Origin of the sequence: Helicobacter aurati (genome assembly GCF_003364265.1) — a bacterium.
Lineage (GTDB): Bacteria > Campylobacterota > Campylobacteria > Campylobacterales > Helicobacteraceae > Helicobacter_A > Helicobacter_A aurati.
Genome location: NZ_NXLW01000018.1, coordinates 21,845 through 42,235, shown reverse-complemented (window position 1 = coordinate 42,235; position 20,391 = coordinate 21,845). Strand labels below are relative to the sequence as shown.

Sequence of the window (20,391 nt, the reverse complement as noted above, 5' to 3'; positions counted from 1 at the left end):
AAGTTGGAGCAGAAGAATGTTTTACTTTTGAAATGTTGGAGGGAATGAATCTAAAAGCAAGCTTTGAAATTGCCAAGAATCATCCGCTTATTCTGTATGTGCTAGAATGAGAAAGAAATAAGATTTAATGATAGAAATTGCAACATATTCTCACTAAAGTTTTACTCAAAAATAGAATCTAACAATCCTTCAATAAAATCAGATTCACTAAATGGGACTAACTCTTCTGCTTTTTCTCCTACTCCTAAAAACAAAATGGGTAATTTAAATTGATAAATGATACTTAAAATTGCCCCGCCCTTACTTGTGCCATCCATCTTTGTCATAATAATACCATCTAACTCTAACACTTCATGAAATATTCGCGCTTGTTCAATACCAGAAGCACCCTGTGTCCCATCAAGGATAAGAATCTTATGGAATGGCTTAGAATCTAATGCTTTAGAACAGGTTTTAGAGATTTTAACAAGCTCATTTCGAAGATTTGTCTGATTGGGTAATCTGCCCGCTGTATCAATGATTGCATAATCCATATTGCGAGATTTTGCTGCATTAATAGTATCAAAAGCTAAAGCACTCGGATCATGTGCGTGCTTAGTCGTTACTATGTCTACACCGATTTTCTCACTCCAAAGGACTAGTTGCTCAATGGCTGCTGCACGAAAGGTATCTCCTGCACCAAGTATAACTTTTTTATTAGAATCTTTAAATTTTTTTGCTAATTTCGCAATTGTTGTGGTTTTCCCTGCTCCATTAACACCAAAAATAAGATAAACCACAGGTTTATCAGTAATCTCTTCAAATTTCACTGTATCATAATAACTTTGCCCGCGAAAAAACCGTGTAATCGCCACACGCAATTCCTCTTTCGTTACTACTTGTCCTAAATTAGCAAGCATTGTTTCTATTATTTCGTAATGAATATCAGATTCTATTAAAACTTCCTCTAATTGCTCTTTGGTAATTTTGACGCTTTTCCTGCCTAAGAACTTAGCAATATTTTCAGATGTTTTTTTAAAAAATGAAAACATAAATATTCCTTAATTTTGTTTATGGTTTGATACATCGCGATCTGCTACGTGTTGTGTTTCCGATAACAGGGACGTAATATCACTATCAAGCACCTCTTCTAAAATAGGACCTTCATAGCTTTTTATGACCTGCAATTCTTTATCAATGAGCAAAAAGAAAGGGGATTTTATGTCCTTTATTTCAATATTGAGTTCCCTTTTGAACGAATCCAACAAGGAAAATAGAGTAGTCTCGCTACTGACTAGAAATCGAAAATGTAAATCTTTCGAACCAAGTAAATCTTGATAAAATTTTGCATTAATGTATTCTGTACTAAGGACAACAACCTGTAATGATTGCAATCGACTTGCAAGGTTATTCAGATGTGTTAGCACAGGTAAGCAAAAAGTACATTCTGGAGGAAGGGTTGCAAGCAGTATGACTTTATCCGCAAACATTTGATTTGTTGAATCTTGTAAAAGAATTTTGAGAGGGAATAAAGTAGATTCTTGTTTTTCAAGAATAATGTTTAGAAATTGTTTGGTGTGGAGATTCTCAAATTGGTAAGATTCTTGTTGTATATTTTCAGAATCTTCTTCTTGATGAGAACAACCGACAGCCAACAAAGCCAATACTAACAACAAACAAAAATATGCTCGCAATATATAACCCTTCACAAATAAATCTGTTAATTATAACATTGTTTTTGAGCCACTTTAGAATCTTGCTTTGTGCATTCTATGAACAAACAGCTATGCCAAGATTCTAACTATCAAAGTCAAAGTGATTCTCAAGACATTGAGCTTGCTTTATGGGCAGACTTCTTTTGTTTGATTATCTTTCACAAAAATAGGATTGGCACTGCTCCAATATCCAAGCGTTTCAGAGAGGATTGTGCCTGTTGCCTTTTCTATTTCGGCTTGAGTGATTTCGTTATTGCATTGTTTTCCAAAAAGCACAACTATATCCCCTGCTTTAATATCTGGATAATCAGTTACATCTACCATAAAAGTATTCTTTGTAACCCTTCCAACAACAGGCACCTTATGCCCTCTAATAAGAACTTGTCCTTGATTACTAAAAGCCTTTGCATACCCATCATAATATCCCATAGGAATATTGGCAAGCCTAGAATCTCGATTCAAAGTATAGGTCCCATCATAGCTAACTGTACTGCCTTTAGGGTATTCATTAATAGCAGCTACTTGAGACTTGACGCTCATAATCTGCTCTATCGGCAAGCTAGAATCTCCTCCTCCATAACCATAAATCAACTTACCAGGACGTATCATATCATATCTTGATTCTGGGACTTGGACTGCTGCATAAGAAGCTGCTGCATGTAATGTAAGCTTCTTTCTGTCTAACTTTGCATGCTTAATAAGAAATTGCGTATCGGATTCAAAACGTTTTACCAATTCCTTAACCTTAGGAACATCATCATAAGGGAAATGCGTCATTAATCCTGTTATTTGTAAATTTGGCAGAGTAGCCAGCTTTATCGCATCTCTCTTACCCTTTTCAGTACTTAAATCAATGCCGTTTCTATCCATTCCACCAGAATTAAGCTTAATATGAATAGCAAATTTCTTGCCCATTTTTTTTGCAAGATTATTTAGCTCTTGTGCTTGATCCAAATTCCCCATAACTTCAGTGATATGATATTTCAATCCGTCTTTAATTTCTCCCATTGTTGCAGTTCGTATCCTTAGAATCTCACCCTTATATTTCATTTCGCGAATAACTCTTGCTTCTTCGTTGCTTGTAATGGCTACGCAAGGAATCTTTTCCTCCATAACAACAGGTAAAACATTAGTTATACCCGCTCCATACGCATTAGATTTAAGGACAGCGCAAACTTTAGCTTTGCCAGCTATCTTTTTAGTAACTTGTAAGTTCTTCTTAAACGCCCCTAAATCAACTTCCATAAAAGAATTGGTATTGTCTCTCGTTACAGTGGTATTGTTACTTAGGACGGGTGAGGCAATACTCAAATTACCTATAATGCCTGTAAGACTTATTGCGCAAATAAAACTCGTCGTTATCAATCTAGTTTTCATTGATACTCCTTTATTTTAAGCTTAGGTAATTATTTTAACTTATTCTTAAAAAGATGCGCATAAAAATTAATGTTTATAAAAATTACTTATTTTTTGCCAATGAATACATTGCAAAACTCAAAATATTTAAGGATTCTTTTTTACATAGCTTTCAATGCCATTTGCAATGCCTTTAGCGAGCAGAGCTTGATATTTTGGATCTTTAAGTCTTTGCGCTTCTATGGGATGTGAATTATAGCCTATCTCTACTAGCACAGAAGGCATGAGTGCGCCAACTAATACCCAAAATGGACCTTCACGTACCCCACCATCAAGATTTTCGTTATATGTTTTTTTAAGTTCTTTCAACACTCCGGACTGAATATCCATACCCAATTTATTTGAAGCAATAATACGTTGCGAGGTAAGAAATGAGGCTATCATGGTGGGAGAATATTCTGCTATACCTTGATTCTCGGTAGCAGCTACATTCACAGCGCGTTCTGTCCTTGCAGTAGAAAGAAAATAAGTTTCTATTCCTTTTGGTTGTTTTGTAGAACCTTCTGGCATAGAATTGGCGTGAATTGATACAAATAAATCTGCCTGAATCTCATTTGCCATCTCTGTCCTTCTTTGTAATTCTATGAATACATCACTATTACGTGTCATATACACAATGTAGCCTTGCTTATCAAGTTCTTTAGCTGTAAGCTGTGCAACACTTAACACAATAGTTTTTTCACAGGTTTTTGCTACGCCTTGCGTACCACAATCTTTGCCACCATGCCCAGGGTCTAGGATAATAATCTTCTTTTGAGAACGTGATTCTTGATTGGGCTTTGTTTTGGAAACAAGAATAGGATTTGGTTGATTTCTTTTATTGGCGGGCATAGGGGGAGTCGATGGAAGAGGTGCTGGGGGGGTAGGTTTGGGTGCTGGCTTTGTGGTTGCTTGTTTGTTGCTTGTTTGTTGCTTGTTTGTCTTTATAGGAACGTTCAATTTGTTATTGCCCTTTTCTTTAATAACAATGTAAAAAAAATTATTGTTGATTCTATATTCAAATTCAGTTTTAGACGTAAGAGTAATAAGTATTCGCAAACGTTGTTTATTGTTTTGTGCAACAACTATTTGTGTTTTATTGGGAAAATTGTATTCCTTTTTACCCGTCGGTACCCATACCCCATAAATATCAATAAATGTACTAATATCATTTAATTTGTGTTCGCTAATATCTTTCTTTTGTATATTACGATTGGCTTCCAATCGTAAACTAGAACTTCCAAAGGGCACAGCACCAACAATACGTAAAGTGTTGGCATATATCCCACTAAGGCACAATAACAAAAGCAGGACATAGCGCATAAATTCTCACTTAACGTCGAGTCAATTCATCAATAAGTTCTTTTACATACATAATTTTATTAATGCGATAGCCATTTGCTCCGCTAAAATATAACCCCTCTCTTCTATCCCCCAAGTGTCCTTTACCTAAACTATCAGCTATACAATAGCCAACTTTCTTTGCTTCTTCGCCTCTATGACAAGGAGAAACACAATTGCTAATACATTTGATTTTGGGTGCATTCCCCTCTCTTAATCGCTCAAGAACACCTATCTTCAAGGCTCTTGCAGGAAATCCGACGGGAGATTTGACTAATTCAATATCTTCTTGTCTAATGCTAGGCATAATATCTCTATAAGCTTGCGCATCGCACTCATAAGTACCTAAGAATCTTGTCCCCATTTGCACACCACTTGCCCCAAGGGCAAGCATCGTATCGATATCTCCTCTATCCCATACTCCTCCTGCTGCAATAACGGGGAAATTTCCCCATTGTCTAGCTTCTTCGGCAATTTTTGGAACAAGATTCTCTAATTGATATTCTTCTTTAAAACAATCTTCATATTTAAATCCTTGATGTCCGCCACTTAATGGTCCCTCTACAACAACTGCATCAGGGACACGTTTATATCTCTCACTCCATCTCTTACATATAATCCTTAGTGCCCTTGCTGAAGAAACAATGGGAATAAGCGCAACCTCTGGGAAATTCTTAGTAAATTCAGGCATATTTGTAGGCAATCCCGCTCCAGAAATAATCATATTTGCGCCGGCTTCACAAGCATCTCTAACTACTCTGCCATAATCATTGATAGCATAGAGAATATTGCTACCTAAAGGATTGTTTCCGCAAATTTTTCTTGCATTTTTAAAGATTTCATTAAGAGCATTTTTACTATAAAAATTAATAGCCTCTAATGGTTTGCTTGAAAGGATTCTTTCTACAAATTGCATGTTTTTATAATATCCTGTTCCAACTGCAGAAATAATACCCAAACAGCCTTCCTTGGATACATTGCCAGCTAACCTATCCCAGCTAATGCCTACACCCATGCCACCTTGAAAAATTGGATATTTAATTGTATATTTACCTATTTTTAAACTTTGGAATAATTGCTTCATTATCTACCTTATATAAACTATATTGTTTGCGCGACTAATCTGTAACAATAATTTTAGCAAATTTTCGTTTGCCTAATTTTATAACATATTGTCCTCTTTGGGAAAATACAAAACTTTCGTCTTGCATTTTTTCTTCGTTGATTTGTAATGCTCCAGCCTTAATATCTCGCCTTGCCTGCGAACTAGATGGAGAAAAACCTAAGTCTAACAAGACTTTACATATCCAAGTACCAACTTGTACATTAATAGAATCTATATCATGAGGGATTCCTTTCTGATGAAAAATGTGCTGAAATTCTTCTTGTGCTTCTCGCGCAAGTTCTGCATTGTGAAAAACCGTTGTTATCTCCAATGCCAATGCTTCTTTTGCCGCCTTAGGATGCAAGGAATTATTAGCCACACTATCTTTTAATACTGTTATTTCTTTTGAACTTTTTATACTCATCAATTCGTAATAACGCCACATTAATACATCTGAAATGCTAAGAATTTTTGCATACATGCTTTTTGCTTCTTCAATAACACCAATATAATTATTAAGGCTTTTGCTCATCTTATGTATACCATCTAACCCCTCAAGTAGTGGCATGGTAAGGACACTTTGTTCCTTTCCGCAGCCATAAGAACGTTGCAAGGCACGTCCTACAAGCAAGTTAAATTTTTGGTCATTGCCACCTAACTCAATATCACAATTAAGGGCTACCGAATCATATCCTTGTAATAATGGATACATAAATTCAACAATAGATATAGGTAGATTTTCTTTGAATCTTTTTGCAAAATCATCTCTTTCCATCATACGCGCTACTGAATATTGTGCTGTAAGTTGCATCATACCAGCACTACCCAAGCTACCCAACCATTTGCTATTAAAACATATATCTGTAAGTTGCGTATCGAGAATCTTAAAAACCTGCATTTCATAGGTCTTTGCATTCTCCGCAACCTCTTCAAAAGTCAGAGTCTTTCTTGTTTCTTTTTTGCCTGATGGATCGCCTATTGTTGCTGTAAAATCTCCTATCAAAAACTTTACTCGCCCACCAAATTGCTGAAAGGTGGCTAACTTTCTTAGCAATACGGAATGCCCTAAATGTAAATCAGGTGCTGTAGGATCAAACCCGGCTTTGACTATAAACCTTTCGCCTGTCTGATAGAATCTAGCAACGAGAGATTCAATATACTCTTTTCCAATAAACTCTACACAACCTCTTTGAATCTCAATCATCGCTTCTTGAATTTTGTGTTGCAAAGCAGTATCTTGGTTTGATTTCATTTTTATCCTTAAAACTAGAAATTTGCTGTGGCATATTCAGGTATCATGAACCTTGATAGGCATCTTTTAAACTAGAAATCTCAGTAATATTAAATTTATTCTTAATTACATCGTGCAAAAATTTGCTATCACTATTATCAGATTCTACAAGTACCCTACATAATGGCGAAAAAGTATTTTTATAACTATCATAGGAAATGCTAATTACATTATATTGATATTTAGCAAGCACAGAGAGGAACGTCGCCATAGCCCCTTTCTTGTCTTCAAGCTTCACAATAATTTTAAATCGAGATTTAGTATTTTTTGTCCATTTGATAAAAAGTTGGTTATCGCCATTGTTAATTTCTTGATTTGCGCTTTCACAAAGCTTGTGATGTACGATAGCTTTTTGCCCCTTTTTTATTGCAACAATAGAATCACCATACTTTGGGTGGCAGCATGAATCAAAAAGGGCTTCGTTAATATTGCGATTAGTGTAAATAACTAAACTATCAAATTGTAACGGCTTGAGTTTGACGGTTTTAAAACGTAGCATTGCAAAAAAGTTATTGTCAATATTATGTTCTCTCTTGATTTGATTCTTAATATCTTTCAAGAACACTAAATCCGTTGCGGCACGTTCGATTTTATCTTCAAGATTATGCTTTGCAACAAAATCATAAAACATCTTGTGCTCTTTTTCAAAAATCGTACTAAGAATATTGAATGCAACCTTTTTATCAATTTCCTTCATCTTGTTGTTGCACCTTGTGCGCATATGCGTTTTAGCCTTAGATGTTTTCACAGAATCTATCCATGCGCAACGTGTTTCTGCTTGTGGACTTGTAACGATATGCACAATATCACCGCTTTTAAGTTTTTGTAACAAGGACACTTGCTGATGATTAACATAGGCTGTTTTAGCTTTATCTCCTAGCCCACTATGCACAGCATAGGCAAAATCAAGCACAACAGAACCCACAGGCAAGTTGAAAGTTTTTCCTTTAGGAGAAAATACAACAATATCTTCGCTGTATAAATCATTTTTTGCTAACTCATAAAATTCCTCGATAGTATTGTCTCCATATTGCATATTTTTCAACCATTCCGTATTGGGGGCAATTCCACCGCTTTTATATTTCCAATGAGCAGCTACCCCGAACTCTGCGCTTTTGTGCATGTCAAATGTGCGAAGCTGCACTTCAAAAACTGCCCCTTCGTCAAATACGGTTGTATGTATAGTCTGATACCCATTTTCCTTTGGTAAAGCAATATAATCTTTCAAACGCGAAGGAATAGGCTTAAAGTTTAAATGCACAATCCCTAATGCTCGGTAGCAATCAAGTGATGTTTTCACAATAATTCGTATAGCCAATAAATCTAGCATTTCATCAATGCTAATACCCTTTCTCTGCATTTTTAGATAAATAGAGTACGGTCGTTTCACTCGACCTTGAATTTCAAAGCTATCACGTAAAAAACCATTATTAAGCAATAATGTACTTATCTTATCCCTAAAATGATTTAACTTTAGCCCAAGATTCTGTTTTTCATTGTTTATATAATCTTGAATCTTATTATATTCGCCCGAATAGTAGTAATAGAAACTTTTATCTTCTAATTCATTTTTTAGCGACGAGATTCCAAGCCTATGGGCAATAGGAGCATAAACCACCAAAGTTTCTTCGGCGATGCGCATCTGCTTTTTAGTGCTAAGAGCATCAAGGGTAAGCATATTGTGCATTCTATCACTAATTTTGACAACTAAAGCTCTTGCATCATCAACGCTCGCAAGTAAAATCTTCCGAAATGAAAGGGCTTGGGCAGCTAACTTTTCATTGCTTGTAGCGGAAGGCAATTCTTCATTGCGAATTTCAACAATTTTTGTTAAAGCATCAACAAGTTTGCCTACAGAATCCCCGTATTTCGTATAAATATAATCAATTTCACAGAGCGTATCTTCTACAACATCATGCAATAAAGCTGCACAAATCATTGATTCGTCCCCACCATAATAAGCAACAATACAAGCCACACAAATAGGATGGACAACATAGGGAATACCGCTTCTTCTTAACTGCCCGATATGAAACTTTTGCGCATCTTCTATGGCTTGCAAAATCTTTGGTGTAGGAGGTTTGAGAGAATGCAATTGAGAAAGGGCGGCATCAACAGAATTGATTTCAGAAAGAGTTGTAAAGAGTTCCACCTTAAACCTTGTCATTGAAATTGTTTAGAATCCAAACGTATTGAGAAATAAATGGAATCCTTTGCTGTGTGAAAGTCCTGACAATGCTATTGTTTAGATTAACACGTTTGAATAATTGTGTATCTTATCAGGCTTTATCAAGAACTTCTCCCTTCTAAAATATTTAGAAGCTATTTTGTGCTAAAGTTATTTTTCCTTCAGCAATTTCTTGTAATGCAATATCGGATAGCTCCATCTTTTTAAGATATTCTTCAGAACAGACAATTAAAGGCTTATCGCCGTTGCTTAATTCTTTAACACGAGAAAAAACCAATACAGAAAGTTTATATCTATCATTGTCTGTTCGCTCTAAGGCTTTTGAAATAATTTGTTCTATTCGCATAATTTAATACTCCACTAGCCAAAAATTAAAGGGCTATTATATCGCAAAAGACAAAGTTTTAGTAGAAAATTATTATTTGCTATAAGATTTTAAGGGATACCGTGCTACAATCAGAGGCTAGTTTATATAAGGAACCATAGAGTGAAAGGCTTTAAAATCTTTACAGGCAATGCGCACCCAGAATTTAGCAAAGAATTAGCATCCAATCTTGATTGTGCTCTCTCCAAGACTGTCTTAACGCGTTTTAGCGATGGCGAAATTAATGTCCAAATTAGTGAATCTGTACGAGGCAAAGATGTCTTTATCGTGCAGCCTACTTGCGCCCCCACTAATGATAATTTAATGGAATTATTAATTATGGTTGATGCCTTTAAACGTAGTAGCGCAAATTCTATTAATGCGATTATTCCTTATTTTGGTTATGCTAGACAAGATAGAAAAGCTGCTCCGCGCGTTCCTATAACTGCCAAACTCGTAGCAAACCTTATACAAAGTGCCGGCGTTGATCGTATTATTACAATGGATTTACACGCGGGGCAGATTCAAGGATTCTTTGATATTCCTGTGGATAATCTCTATGGGGCTATTATTTTTCGTGATTATGTACGACACAAGAATCTACGCAACCCTATTATTGCTAGTCCCGATATTGGTGGAGTATCCAGAGCAAGATATTTTGCCAATCAACTAGGGCTTGACCTAGTAATTGTTGATAAAAAACGAGAACAAGCAAATGTAAGTGAAGTAATGAATATCATTGGGAATGTACACGATAAAGACGTGATTCTGATTGATGATATGATAGATACTGCAGGAACTATGTGCAAAGCCGCTCATGTCTTAAAAGAAAGAGGTGCGAGTAGCGTTATGGCAATAGGCACGCATGCTGTGTTAAGCGGCGAAGCATACAATAGAATCAACAAGAGCGTATTAGATGAGGTTGTCCTAAGCAATTCTATCCCTCTACATACACAAAGTCCAAAGATTCAAATTCTTAGCGTTGCACCACTATTCGCAGAAGTTGTACGTAGGATTTATCATAATGAAAGCGTCAATTCTTTATTTATTTGACCAATATTGAGACTAAAATCATAAGGCATTGCATGAATGTGGCAGATATATATGCGATACTCAACACAATAAGCCCCTTTACATTGCAGGCTACATGGGATAATTCTGGCTTAAATATAGGCAGCTTTGCTATGCCATGTAAGCAAATCTACATTAGCCTTGAACTCGATTGGCAAGTGTTAGATTTCCTTAGTGAATCAAGCTTGCTTATCGTACATCATCCCGTTATTTTTAAGCCATTAAAAACTTTGCATTTAGACACCTATCCAAGTAATCTTATTGCAAAATGTTTGCAAAAGAAAATCGCCGTAATTGCTATGCACACTAATTTTGATACAACACATCTCAATCAAGCTTTCGCCGATTCATTGCGGCTAGATAAATTAGGATTTACTTTAGAATCTAACAAGGAGTTTAGTTTGATTTATAACAACACTACAACACATAATATTACGTTAGATTCTTTAGCAACGCACATTAAACATGTACTTAATCTTGATACCTTGCGCTATTCGAAAGGTGCAGATTCCTTAGGGGGTCATTCTAAACTCTTTATTACTTGTGGAAGTAATGCAGAATCGCATTGTCTTGCAAGTAGAAATGATTGCATTATTACAGGAGATATAAAATACCATGACGCCATGATTGCCAATAGCAACGGAATTAGTTTTATCGATGTGCCACACTTTGAGAGCGAACGTATCTTTGCAACACTGCTCGCAAAAACTTTACAAAAAAACAATATTCAAGCTATAATTACAGACTCGCATAACCCCTTTTGCTATATTTGATTTGAAAGGAGAGACAAATGAACAATAGCTCGCCACACGAAGGCTTACAAAATAAGAATCTATACAAGCTCATCGAAGTGAATAAATTTGATTGGGAAGTTTCAAAGTTTAATCCTTTAATTGACGAAAAAAGAGCCCCGATTCACAAAAAAGAACAAGAGAAAGCCCAATTTGTCAAGGAAAGGCAAGAATTAGAGCAAATGATACAAGATAAACAAGAGCTTCTGATTAAAACCAACGAAGAGTTAGAGATGATTGCTAAGGAGATTGAAAAAGTACAAGAAAAACTCAAAGATAGCAAAAGCGAAAAAGAAATTAAGAATCTTAGTATGGAAGAGGATATTTTACGCGAAAAGATTCTAGGATTTAACAATGAAATTTCTAATATAGAATCTCTCGTAGAACAAGCCAAACAAAAAATTATTACTTTAGATTCTAATATTGAACAAGCCAATCAAGAAATTACCGCTTTACAGGAAGCTTCTAATGATGAAATCAGCTCTATTAAACACAGCCAAGACGAAGTGAGTGTAAAGAGACAGCAAATTGCTCTTGATATGGAACCCACCCTGCTAAGACTTTATGAGAAAATCAGAAAATGGGCAGGCAACACTAGCGTTATTTCCCTCTATAAAGATGCCTGTGGTGGATGTTTTATTAGATTAAATGAAAAAAACCTCATTGATATTCGCAAAGGGTATGAAATTGTACATTGCCCGCATTGCGGTAGGATTCTCTATGATAAAGAAATTTATGATAATGCCGCATCTCAAGAAACAAACAACACAACGCAAGAAGAAAGAACGAACTCCTAATCATTAATAGAATATCTTAATGATACCTGTTTACTATATTTTGATTTGTTTGGCGCATATTACGGCTCTTCCGTTTATCGTTATTCTCTCTTTGAAGACAAAATATAAGTGTAGTTTAAAAGCAAGATTCTTATTTCCCAAAAATCATTCTAAGGAACGTTATGATTTTTGGTTGCATGCTTGCAGCTTGGGGGAAGTCAATTCATTAGCCCCGATTATTGATTCTATCTCTGCCTATCAACGCATATTCATAAGCGTCATTACTAACACGGGATTCGCCCAAGCACATAAACTCTTTGGAACAAAAGAAAATGTCTGCATTGAATACCTACCTTTCGAAAGTTTTTTGCCTTTCGTTGCGCCAACTTGTAAAAAGCTTTTGGTATTCGAAGCAGAGCTATGGTTAATGCTTTTTTATTATGCAAAAAAGACGAACGCACACACAAAGCTTGTTAATGCACGTATTTCAAGACGTAGTTTTAAGCGATATTTACAGCTTAAAACATTTTACCGCAGTCTTTTTTTCTATGTCGATTCTATACTAGCACAAAGCGCACGCGATGCGGCAAGATTACAACGTCTTTGCGCAAAAAATATCAATGTTATTGGAAATATCAAGATTCTTACGCCCATACAACCAACAGCATTATACATAAAACCAAAAAGGCTGATTGTACTTGCTGCAAGTACGCACGCTAAAGAAGAGGAAGTTATCCTAGAATCCTTTAGAAAATTTCATGCACAGTATCATCAACCAACAAAAGATTCTAAACAACACAAAACATTTACCCCCCACAATGTCTATCACGACACAATGTCACAACAATATCAAGAGAACCCAGCATTGCAGTGTCCTTATAATGCTTTCATAGAGTCGTCTAATCCCCTACTTATTATTGCCCCTCGTCATCCCGAACGTTTTGAGCTTGTTTATAACCTCTGCCTTAAACAATTTGAAACGACACGTTGGAGTAATTTACATGTAGATTCTATTGATAATTACAAGACGCAAACACTTAATAATCCGCAATGTATCAATCACTCTTCTTTCTTGGACGACTTACACTCTCCAGTTTTACTTATCGATACATTAGGCGAACTCATCAATCTCTATGCAATCAGTGATATAGTGATATTAGGTGGTAGTTTTGAATCTATTGGCGGGCATAACCCTTTAGAACCAGCAATGTTTCATAATATTCTTATCAGCGGGAAAGAAATTTTTAATCAGCATACATTATTTGCCTGCATTCAAAACTATTATCTTATTGATTCTAATGAATTACCTGATATTCTCTTAGATTATCAGAACCTACATCATTCCCATATCAATACCCAAACAATCAACAACATGTTGCAAGCAATTCTTGCTTAAGCCCTGTGTAGCTTTATGTAGCCTTATGTACATGAACTTTACTATCCATTGTGAATTGGAGGGAAACTCTCTACATAAACACTTTGGCTAGGGAATGCAAAGCTCAAACCACAGGCACTAACTATATCCATAATTCTAAAAATTATATCTTCTTTCACGCGTATAAACTCCGCTTTACTCACGCTTCGTGTAAAGCAATCTATGGCAATATTAATAGAACTATCTGCTAATTCATCTACACTTACATACAAACTACCCTTATAACCTAAATAATCATTGATAGAAATAATATCCTTACGCATAGAGAGTAATTTATGATCTTTCTCATCGAGAATTTCTGAATCATCACTTCCCTTTGCCACTCCCTCATGATTCTCTAACATTTGTGCAATTTGCTCCACGCAAGTCTTAAGCTTAGAGGGAATAGCATCATAAGTAACACCAACGACCATTTTCATTCTACGTCCAGCCTTTCTCCTGCTCCAATTGATAATTGCCTTATTGGCAATTTCGGAATTTGGGACAAATATCAGAGCATTATCAAAAGTCCGTATTGTCGTTCTTCTTAAGCCTACTTCAACAACAGTACCTTCAACATTACCTGCCACAATCCAATCGCCCTGTGAGAATGAATTATCCAATAGCAACATAACTGACGCAAAGAAATTCGCTAGCATATCCTTAACCGCCAAAGCAACAGCAAGCCCTCCAAGTCCCAAAGACGCGATAATAGCAGAAACATTGAATCCTAATCTCTTGAGAATAACAAGAATTGCGATAATGCAAACAATGGTGTAAAGAATCTTAAGAATAAGATTAATGATTTCTTTACGAAATCCGTCGGTTGATTTTTGCACAATCGTATTAATAATTGCCGCGCCATAACTTTTAATTATTGCAATAAAAAGCCATGCAATGTTAATGATATAAAAAATCACAAACCAATTTGTGATGCTTTCTGGTTCTAACGTCGGATAATATAAAATTCCAATAGAAACATTAATGCTCCACGCAAGAAGAAAAAGTGATATGGGTTTGAGAATACCTTTTTGAATCTCGGTATGCAAAGTTTTATCTTGCTGTGAAATATGCACAATAAAATCCATCAAAAACATAATAAGCTTTGCGATAACTTTGCGCCATACCCATAAGACAAAAAATATTATAAGAGAAACAAGAATTTTTGCTGCTAGCAAGTTAGAATGATTAATAGGGATAAAGTTTGCGATGTCCTCTAAAATCCATTGCATTGTAAGATTGATCATTGTGTTTTGCGGCAGTAATTCAGCCGATTTGAGCTCTAAGTAAGAGATTATTTCAATATAACTCGCAAGAGTGTTTACATACCGCTCTTTCGCCGTATGAAGAGTTTTTTGCTGCTGCTTTGATAAAGAGTCGGGAATGCCAAAATCATCAGGGAGTTTTTTGAGACTTGCAATACTTGGGCTTAGAATCTCAATAGCCTTTGCTTGTTGTGAAAAAAAATCAAGATGCTTACGCAGAGCGTTCAGTGTGGTAAAAAAAATCTTTTGCGCCTGTAAAGTTTGCATAGCAATAGTGCTTTGTAAAACAAGAAAATCATCATGCAACACTGTAGCTTCATTAAACTCTAATTCGCGCTGCTTATAAGCAATAGCATTGGTTTCAGTATTAAAAATGAGTGGTTTTTTATTATTGATAATATGCAAAGGAAGAGATTCTAAGAGAATTTCTTTTTGGTGTAGCAAATCTTCTTGATGAAGAGAGTCGTAGGGTTTGCCTGTCGTATTATTCTCTGGCTTTTCAAGAGTATGTCCTTGCAGGGCATGAATATGCGCATTCAACTCTATGATTGCTTCAACCAAACTATCAAGACTTTCATGCGAATCTATGTTATTGTAGCTTATTTCTTGCGATGTTGTATTGGTTTGAGCCTGTAAAAAAGCACTCAAGATAAATAACAAACCTAGAGAATATAGCCATTGTTTTTTGCTAACTAAAATGAAACAGTGTAGTATTTGTCTAAATATCTTTCGCATATTCTTCCTTAGAATCTCAAATGGAATCATAATACATCTTGTTGTAAAGTGGCTACAAATCCTCTATCAAATCCTGCGTAGTCTTTATAAAATTCTACAGCATACCCCATTTGCTCTAATATCTCATTCATGCTTTCTCTTTGATCGTAGCCCATTTCACAAATAAGATACATGATGTTTCTCTGCCTTGCTTGTATAATAAGCTTTTTTAGAATCTCATCTCCTTTCTCTCCTCCAAATAACGCAATATGTGGTTCGCAAAGCACTTCTTGATTAAGTGGGTATTGCGTAGCAATGTAAGGAGGATTAGCAAGCAATAATGGAAACGATGTATCATTAGATAGAGAGCAACAATCTAGTAAATCAGATTCTATAAAATCACATCTCTGACTTACCCCGAGTTGTTCTGCATTATACATAGCAACATTGAGGGCTTGAACACTTATATCTGTGGCAACTGCACGAATATTGGAGAAAGTTTTTAGTATTGCTATACTTATAGCACCGCTACCCGTGCCTATTTCAATAAAGTTTGTAATATTTTCTTTTTGTATTAATTCTATCGCTTTCTCTACAAGAATTTCAGTTTCATTACGTGGAATAAGGACAGAGTTATCTACATAAAGCTCAACATTAAAAAAACTTGCCTTGTTAATTAAATATTCCAGAGGCGTTCCATTTTTGCGCATTGCAAGAAGTTTAAAATACCTTTGCTTATCACGATCGTTGATTTCCTTTTTATATCTTACATGCAGTTCAGCCCTTGTGAAGTTAAGCACATAGCAAAGCAGCAGTTCAGCCTCATATCTTGGGCTATAAATAATAAACTTATTATAATCATTCATCGAATCTATGGGCGCATAGGTGGATTTATTCTCTATGTCGCAATCTTTTGGAATCTTATCATTTTCAAAGGAATTAATATCTGTCAGAAGGTATTCTGTTTGACAAACAAGTTGCTTAAATTCTTCAAGATTTATATCCTTGAGGAATGCAACTGCAATACGTAAAAGCAGGTCAATGTCTATCATTGAGTTTCCTTTCGTTCATAATCTTTGAGAGCATTTAACCTATCAATAAGTGGCGGATGTGAGAGATAAAAAAAGACATAGGCGGGATGAGAATAAGGGAAAGTTTTATTTTCATTGACTAAACGTATAAGTGTTTCGCTCAATGTTTTTTTGCTCGCGCATGATGCGCCAAACAAATCCGCCCTATATTCCGCTTTGCGACTAAAATAACTCTGAATCGGAGTAATAAAAAAGGTTAGAGCAGGCAGAAGCAATATAGCAACAATAAGAATGTTGCTATGCGTTTCTTGGAGTCCTATATACACACAAATATCCTGAAAAAATAATCCCATAATCGCAAACAAACAAAAGAAAATACATCCGCCCAATATAATATTGCGAATAATATCTCCGTGTTTAAAATGCCCTAATTCGTGCCCTAAGATTGCTATAAGTCCGTCTTCACTTATCTTATCGAGCAAAGTATCAAACAGAACAACCCGCTTAGATTTACCAAGACCGCCAAAGTAAGCATTGAGCCTCCCGTCTCGTTTGCTTGCATCCATAACAAAAATACCATTGCTTTTGAATCCAACTGTGAGCATAAGATTATGTATTCTTTCTCTAAGTGTCTCATTTTGAAGTGGTGTGAACTTATTGAACATAGGTGCAATAAGAGTTGGATAAATAAACTGTATGAGGATAATAAAACAAAACACCAACACAAAGCTTACAACCCACCAAAGAGCAAAAGTTTCCATAGCCCATAATAAAAGAGCAAATATTACACCAATAAATATTCCACTAATAATAGTTGTTTTCACAGTGTCTACACAAAAAGAGGCTAAAGACTGCTTATTGAATCCAAACACCGTATCCACTCTCATAATAACAAAACTAAAGGGTAAGTTTAGAACTAGATTGACTGCCATAAAACACATAAGTATAGACCAATCAAGCTGGAATGCGCCATTCACACCAATCGATACGACAAAGTGAGATAAAGATTCAATGCCAAACAATAGCCAAAGTATCAAGAATATCATATTGACAATATGCTGTATGATTGTTATTTTGCATTTTATGATGGCATACGTAGCGGCAATAGAATAGTCATGTTGATTGAGAATAACAGGTTCTTGTGTTGCATAAGATTTAATATGATAAATTTGTAAAACATTCACTATGATTATAGGCAAAAGATAAATGGCAAAATATAATGCAATAATACTATACAAATGTCTCTCCTTTGGCATTACATAAGCTTATTTTAAGTGTATTATAGTTTATTAAATACATGTTGATTCTTTCCTAACGCGTAGGCATTAATTGGCAGGTAAAAGAGAGAAAATATCGCGTAATCTTTGTGGAATTCTTTTTGGTTTTTTATCTCTATCAACATACACCATCACCACAGACATTCTAAACGTTAGCAAAGGAGCTTGGGCAGGAGAGCCAATCTCTTTGATTCTATAAATCTCATGCTGCAGTATAAGGGAAGTGTTTTTTATAGCACAAACTTGCGTTCTGACTTCATAATAATCCCCTAGTTTTAACGGAGCAAGAAAATGGGATTCGATATTTTTCACAACAAAACCATCATTTGCGGGAAATTCATGCGCACAAGGAAAAGCATCCTGTCGAAAGAAAAGAATAGATCTTGCACGTTCACAAACCGTAATATAATCCGCATGATACATAATACCCCCACAATCAGTATTGTCATAAAATACAAAATCCGATAAAGTATTTACTTTCATTGTCGTCCTTCAAAGCATAATTCTTGCAGAATAATTCTTGATTGTTTGCTCAATTATTGCATGGGTTATTGTTAAATACTCACAAATTTAACCTTAAGAGTTGCCATCTTAAACGGCAGACGTTTTAGTATAGCATAGTAAAAAGAAGTCTTGTAAAGTTATAAACAAATCATTGTCTTTTAATCCGCTTAAGGCAAGATAAAATTAAGATTTATAGAATGTAAAATCTCAGATATGAATATGTCTATTATAATTTCTTATAGATAAAAATACTAAAACTATCGTAACTATGACGATGAAAATACACGAATAGTATGAAATTTTATTGGCAATATCAAATATTACAGGCAACTTCCAATCCACTTCTTGAAAAGATAAAAACCTATCTAAATCTTGTTTCTCTTCTAAAGAAAAACCACTAAATTGCGGATAAGATTCATTGAAAAAAAGTAATGAGTGTGGATGTGTGAAATTATACTGCTTGACTTGCGATTGCGCAGAGGAATCCTTAAAGTTGGATTCTAATATATCATAAGGTGAACCTATTTGCTTGGCTTTGAAAGTATAATTTTCATAACCATAAATGGGCTCGTATGGATATTGTGAAGAATAGAGCATGAAATTATTTTCAGCAAATTGTGTTAAATCGCATTCAGATTTCTTGCGTATATCAACAATCTTATATTCTCCATTCCCGCTTTTCACATTCTGCCAGCTCTGCATGCCGACTCGTATATCATGAGTTGTATAGGCTATATCAGAAGTAAGAACAAAAGCATGCCGATAAACATAAAAGAACATACTAAATGCAGTAAGAAAACAAAGTATATATGTAGAATTATGTCGAAAAACAGGGAATCTATGCAGCAACACACAGAATACAAGAGTAAGGGGCAAAATAAGTACGCTTGCCATTCGTGAATGCAAATGCGTGTTATTGAGATAAGGAAATAAGGAGTGAATAATACCTTTATCATAATACATATCAGCCCCTAAATAAAGCCATACTATAAATAAAATGATTCTCCACTTAACCACTTTATCAAGAATACGAAAAGTTTCCTTAAAAGTCTTTCTGTATTTAATACCAAGAAGAATAAGTAAAGGGACAACAATAATAGGAAAAGAGACATCTTTCTCCCACAATAAATTACCATACCTAATTGGCACGAATGCCCGTAAATACAACAATTGTTCAAGAAATGACAATGGCGAAACAAAAAAATTATAATAAAGTGGCGAAAAAATATAATACCACGGCACATCAGACAACATGGGCCGCCCCCTGTCGATAACTGCTGCTAGCATAAACATTGGAATTACTTTTGACAAAGATAACATAAAGCCTAATAACACGGCAGCAATAATACTAAAACATTTCTTTAAGAAATCCTTTGTTGCTGCAAAGAACAATGCCCCCATACCAAGCAATGTAAAACAGGTATAAAAAAAGATGCTCTGAATAGCACCACCAAAAATCATCATTGTAAAGACTATACTGCCAATAAGAATACGTAGTAACCAATGCCACTTTAAACATGACAACATATTAGAGAAGAAAAGAAATGCGACAAAGGCACTTAAAGGATGATAAATGAAAGCCCAATGTCCAACTCGCAAATGAAAAATATAATAGCCCGTACAAGAAAATAACACCGCACCACACAAACAAAAAGCAAAACTTAATTTGCAATCAACTTTTAGTAAGAAATACACAGATAAGAATCCTATTACACTAAACAAAAAAGTTAAAAGATTGTAGGCATACCAAAATGGCATAATAAGTGTAAGGAAATAGAGTGGCGAGTATTGGATATATTGTGGGTTAGCATAGCTTAATATCCCTGCTCCTGCCAATGGTGTAGCCCACTCAATAGCAAGACCATTATTCTTTGCGTAAATTAATTGACCAATCAATCTTGACTCTATTTGTGTGTAGTCATGACCTATATAAGGGAAATCAGAGTGTAGTAAAAACACTTGTGTAACTGCGCATAGCAAGCAAACAAAGCCAACTAAATATACTGCATATTTGCCTCTTGATAGACTGACTATCCTATTCTCAAGGAAATAGCATATCTTGGAGAATCTGCTAGTGCCTTCCTCCCATTTTGCATTACTACCATCTTTGAGAATCCAAATAAATACGATGATGCTAAAAAGAGTAACACTATAAAACACCCAAATCATT

The 20,391-nt window shown here is 35.2% G+C and carries 17 protein-coding genes and 1 pseudogene; 5 read left to right on the top strand and 13 right to left on the bottom strand.

What is annotated here, in order from left to right:
* Nucleotides 1–98 (top strand): annotated as a pseudogene (locus tag CQA66_RS09695) (hypothetical protein); the annotation flags it as partial.
* Nucleotides 99–161: 63 nt separating this feature from the next.
* Here CQA66_RS09695 and ftsY read toward each other — a convergent pair.
* From ftsY to CQA66_RS07955, 8 genes are all read right to left on the bottom strand, one after another.
* Nucleotides 162–1,031 carry a signal recognition particle-docking protein FtsY gene (ftsY, locus tag CQA66_RS07990; RefSeq protein WP_104763123.1) on the bottom strand — a complete coding sequence of 290 codons (870 nt, stop codon included), beginning with the start codon at nucleotides 1,029–1,031 and terminating at the stop codon, nucleotides 162–164.
* Nucleotides 1,032–1,040: 9 nt separating this feature from the next.
* Nucleotides 1,041–1,673: a TlpA family protein disulfide reductase gene (locus CQA66_RS07985; RefSeq protein WP_104763122.1), complete on the bottom strand. Its 633-nt coding sequence runs from the start codon at nucleotides 1,671–1,673 to the stop codon at nucleotides 1,041–1,043.
* A 147-nt stretch (nucleotides 1,674–1,820) separates the two neighbouring features.
* Nucleotides 1,821–3,071 carry an alanine racemase gene (alr, locus tag CQA66_RS07980; RefSeq protein ID WP_104763121.1) on the bottom strand — a complete coding sequence of 417 codons (1,251 nt, stop codon included), beginning with the start codon at nucleotides 3,069–3,071 and terminating at the stop codon, nucleotides 1,821–1,823.
* Nucleotides 3,072–3,197: 126 nt separating this feature from the next.
* Complete coding sequence (locus CQA66_RS07975) at nucleotides 3,198–4,412, bottom strand: N-acetylmuramoyl-L-alanine amidase family protein (RefSeq protein ID WP_115582593.1); 1,215 nt, start codon at nucleotides 4,410–4,412, stop codon at nucleotides 3,198–3,200.
* A 10-nt stretch (nucleotides 4,413–4,422) separates the two neighbouring features.
* On the bottom strand, nucleotides 4,423–5,514 hold the full coding sequence (locus CQA66_RS07970; RefSeq protein WP_104763119.1) for a nitronate monooxygenase: 1,092 nt from the start codon (nucleotides 5,512–5,514) through the stop codon (nucleotides 4,423–4,425).
* A gap of 34 nt (nucleotides 5,515–5,548) precedes the next feature.
* The gene (gene tyrS / locus CQA66_RS07965) at nucleotides 5,549–6,787 is read right to left on the bottom strand and encodes a tyrosine--tRNA ligase (RefSeq protein WP_181882259.1); all 1,239 of its coding nucleotides are present in this window, start codon (nucleotides 6,785–6,787) and stop codon (nucleotides 5,549–5,551) included.
* Between the two features lie 43 nt (nucleotides 6,788–6,830).
* Nucleotides 6,831–8,978, bottom strand: coding sequence for a RelA/SpoT family protein (locus CQA66_RS07960; protein WP_104763118.1), 2,148 nt, complete (start codon nucleotides 8,976–8,978; stop codon nucleotides 6,831–6,833).
* A 163-nt stretch (nucleotides 8,979–9,141) separates the two neighbouring features.
* A complete protein-coding gene (locus tag CQA66_RS07955) occupies nucleotides 9,142–9,360 on the bottom strand; it encodes a DNA-directed RNA polymerase subunit omega (RefSeq protein WP_104763117.1) in 219 nt (72 codons plus the stop codon).
* 141 nt (nucleotides 9,361–9,501) lie between these two features.
* Here CQA66_RS07955 and CQA66_RS07950 point away from each other — a divergent pair, with 141 nt between their 5' ends.
* Genes CQA66_RS07950 through CQA66_RS07935 form a run of 4 tightly spaced genes read left to right on the top strand, consistent with a single transcriptional unit; the run spans nucleotide 9,502 to nucleotide 13,412 of the window.
* Complete coding sequence (locus CQA66_RS07950; protein ID WP_104763116.1) at nucleotides 9,502–10,431, top strand: ribose-phosphate pyrophosphokinase; 930 nt, start codon at nucleotides 9,502–9,504, stop codon at nucleotides 10,429–10,431.
* A gap of 32 nt (nucleotides 10,432–10,463) precedes the next feature.
* Complete coding sequence (locus tag CQA66_RS07945) at nucleotides 10,464–11,222, top strand: Nif3-like dinuclear metal center hexameric protein (protein ID WP_104763115.1); 759 nt, start codon at nucleotides 10,464–10,466, stop codon at nucleotides 11,220–11,222.
* A 17-nt stretch (nucleotides 11,223–11,239) separates the two neighbouring features.
* Nucleotides 11,240–12,037 carry a zinc ribbon domain-containing protein gene (locus CQA66_RS07940; RefSeq protein WP_104763114.1) on the top strand — a complete coding sequence of 266 codons (798 nt, stop codon included), beginning with the start codon at nucleotides 11,240–11,242 and terminating at the stop codon, nucleotides 12,035–12,037.
* 19 nt (nucleotides 12,038–12,056) lie between these two features.
* Nucleotides 12,057–13,412: a 3-deoxy-D-manno-octulosonic acid transferase gene (locus CQA66_RS07935; RefSeq protein ID WP_104763113.1), complete on the top strand. Its 1,356-nt coding sequence runs from the start codon at nucleotides 12,057–12,059 to the stop codon at nucleotides 13,410–13,412.
* Nucleotides 13,413–13,453: 41 nt separating this feature from the next.
* Here CQA66_RS07935 and CQA66_RS07930 read toward each other — a convergent pair whose 3' ends face one another.
* From CQA66_RS07930 to CQA66_RS07910, 5 genes are all read right to left on the bottom strand, one after another.
* Entirely contained in the window at nucleotides 13,454–15,430 is a 1,977-nt protein-coding gene (locus CQA66_RS07930) for a mechanosensitive ion channel family protein (RefSeq protein ID WP_158657012.1), read from the bottom strand.
* 26 nt (nucleotides 15,431–15,456) lie between these two features.
* Complete coding sequence (gene prmC, locus CQA66_RS07925) at nucleotides 15,457–16,461, bottom strand: peptide chain release factor N(5)-glutamine methyltransferase (protein WP_104763111.1); 1,005 nt, start codon at nucleotides 16,459–16,461, stop codon at nucleotides 15,457–15,459.
* Nucleotides 16,458–17,678: a M48 family metallopeptidase gene (locus tag CQA66_RS07920; RefSeq protein ID WP_104763110.1), complete on the bottom strand. Its 1,221-nt coding sequence runs from the start codon at nucleotides 17,676–17,678 to the stop codon at nucleotides 16,458–16,460. Before CQA66_RS07920 ends, prmC begins: the two co-directional genes overlap by 4 nt.
* An 87-nt stretch (nucleotides 17,679–17,765) precedes the next feature.
* A complete protein-coding gene (locus CQA66_RS07915) occupies nucleotides 17,766–18,200 on the bottom strand; it encodes an acyl-CoA thioesterase (protein ID WP_104763109.1) in 435 nt (144 codons plus the stop codon).
* A gap of 228 nt (nucleotides 18,201–18,428) precedes the next feature.
* Complete coding sequence (locus tag CQA66_RS07910; RefSeq protein ID WP_104763108.1) at nucleotides 18,429–20,390, bottom strand: hypothetical protein; 1,962 nt, start codon at nucleotides 20,388–20,390, stop codon at nucleotides 18,429–18,431.
* Nucleotide 20,391: the final 1 nt, after the last annotated feature.

Excerpts from the sequence above, each read along its gene's own strand:
- CQA66_RS07955 (WP_104763117.1), bottom strand. The coding sequence starts at position 9,360 with ATGCGAATAGAACAAATTATTTCAAAAGCCTTAGAGCGAACAGACAAT.
- CQA66_RS07940 (WP_104763114.1), top strand. The coding sequence starts at position 11,240 with ATGAACAATAGCTCGCCACACGAAGGCTTACAAAATAAGAATCTATAC.
- tyrS (WP_181882259.1), bottom strand. The coding sequence starts at position 6,787 with ATGAAATCAAACCAAGATACTGCTTTGCAACACAAAATTCAAGAAGCG.
- ftsY (WP_104763123.1), bottom strand. The coding sequence starts at position 1,031 with ATGTTTTCATTTTTTAAAAAAACATCTGAAAATATTGCTAAGTTCTTA.
- CQA66_RS07930 (WP_158657012.1), bottom strand. The coding sequence starts at position 15,430 with ATGCGAAAGATATTTAGACAAATACTACACTGTTTCATTTTAGTTAGC.
- prmC (WP_104763111.1), bottom strand. The coding sequence starts at position 16,461 with ATGATAGACATTGACCTGCTTTTACGTATTGCAGTTGCATTCCTCAAG.
- alr (WP_104763121.1), bottom strand. The coding sequence starts at position 3,071 with ATGAAAACTAGATTGATAACGACGAGTTTTATTTGCGCAATAAGTCTT.
- CQA66_RS07915 (WP_104763109.1), bottom strand. The coding sequence starts at position 18,200 with ATGAAAGTAAATACTTTATCGGATTTTGTATTTTATGACAATACTGAT.
- CQA66_RS07910 (WP_104763108.1), bottom strand. The coding sequence starts at position 20,390 with ATGATTTGGGTGTTTTATAGTGTTACTCTTTTTAGCATCATCGTATTT.
- CQA66_RS07945 (WP_104763115.1), top strand. The coding sequence starts at position 10,464 with ATGAATGTGGCAGATATATATGCGATACTCAACACAATAAGCCCCTTT.
- CQA66_RS07935 (WP_104763113.1), top strand. The coding sequence starts at position 12,057 with ATGATACCTGTTTACTATATTTTGATTTGTTTGGCGCATATTACGGCT.
- CQA66_RS07975 (WP_115582593.1), bottom strand. The coding sequence starts at position 4,412 with ATGCGCTATGTCCTGCTTTTGTTATTGTGCCTTAGTGGGATATATGCC.
- CQA66_RS07970 (WP_104763119.1), bottom strand. The coding sequence starts at position 5,514 with ATGAAGCAATTATTCCAAAGTTTAAAAATAGGTAAATATACAATTAAA.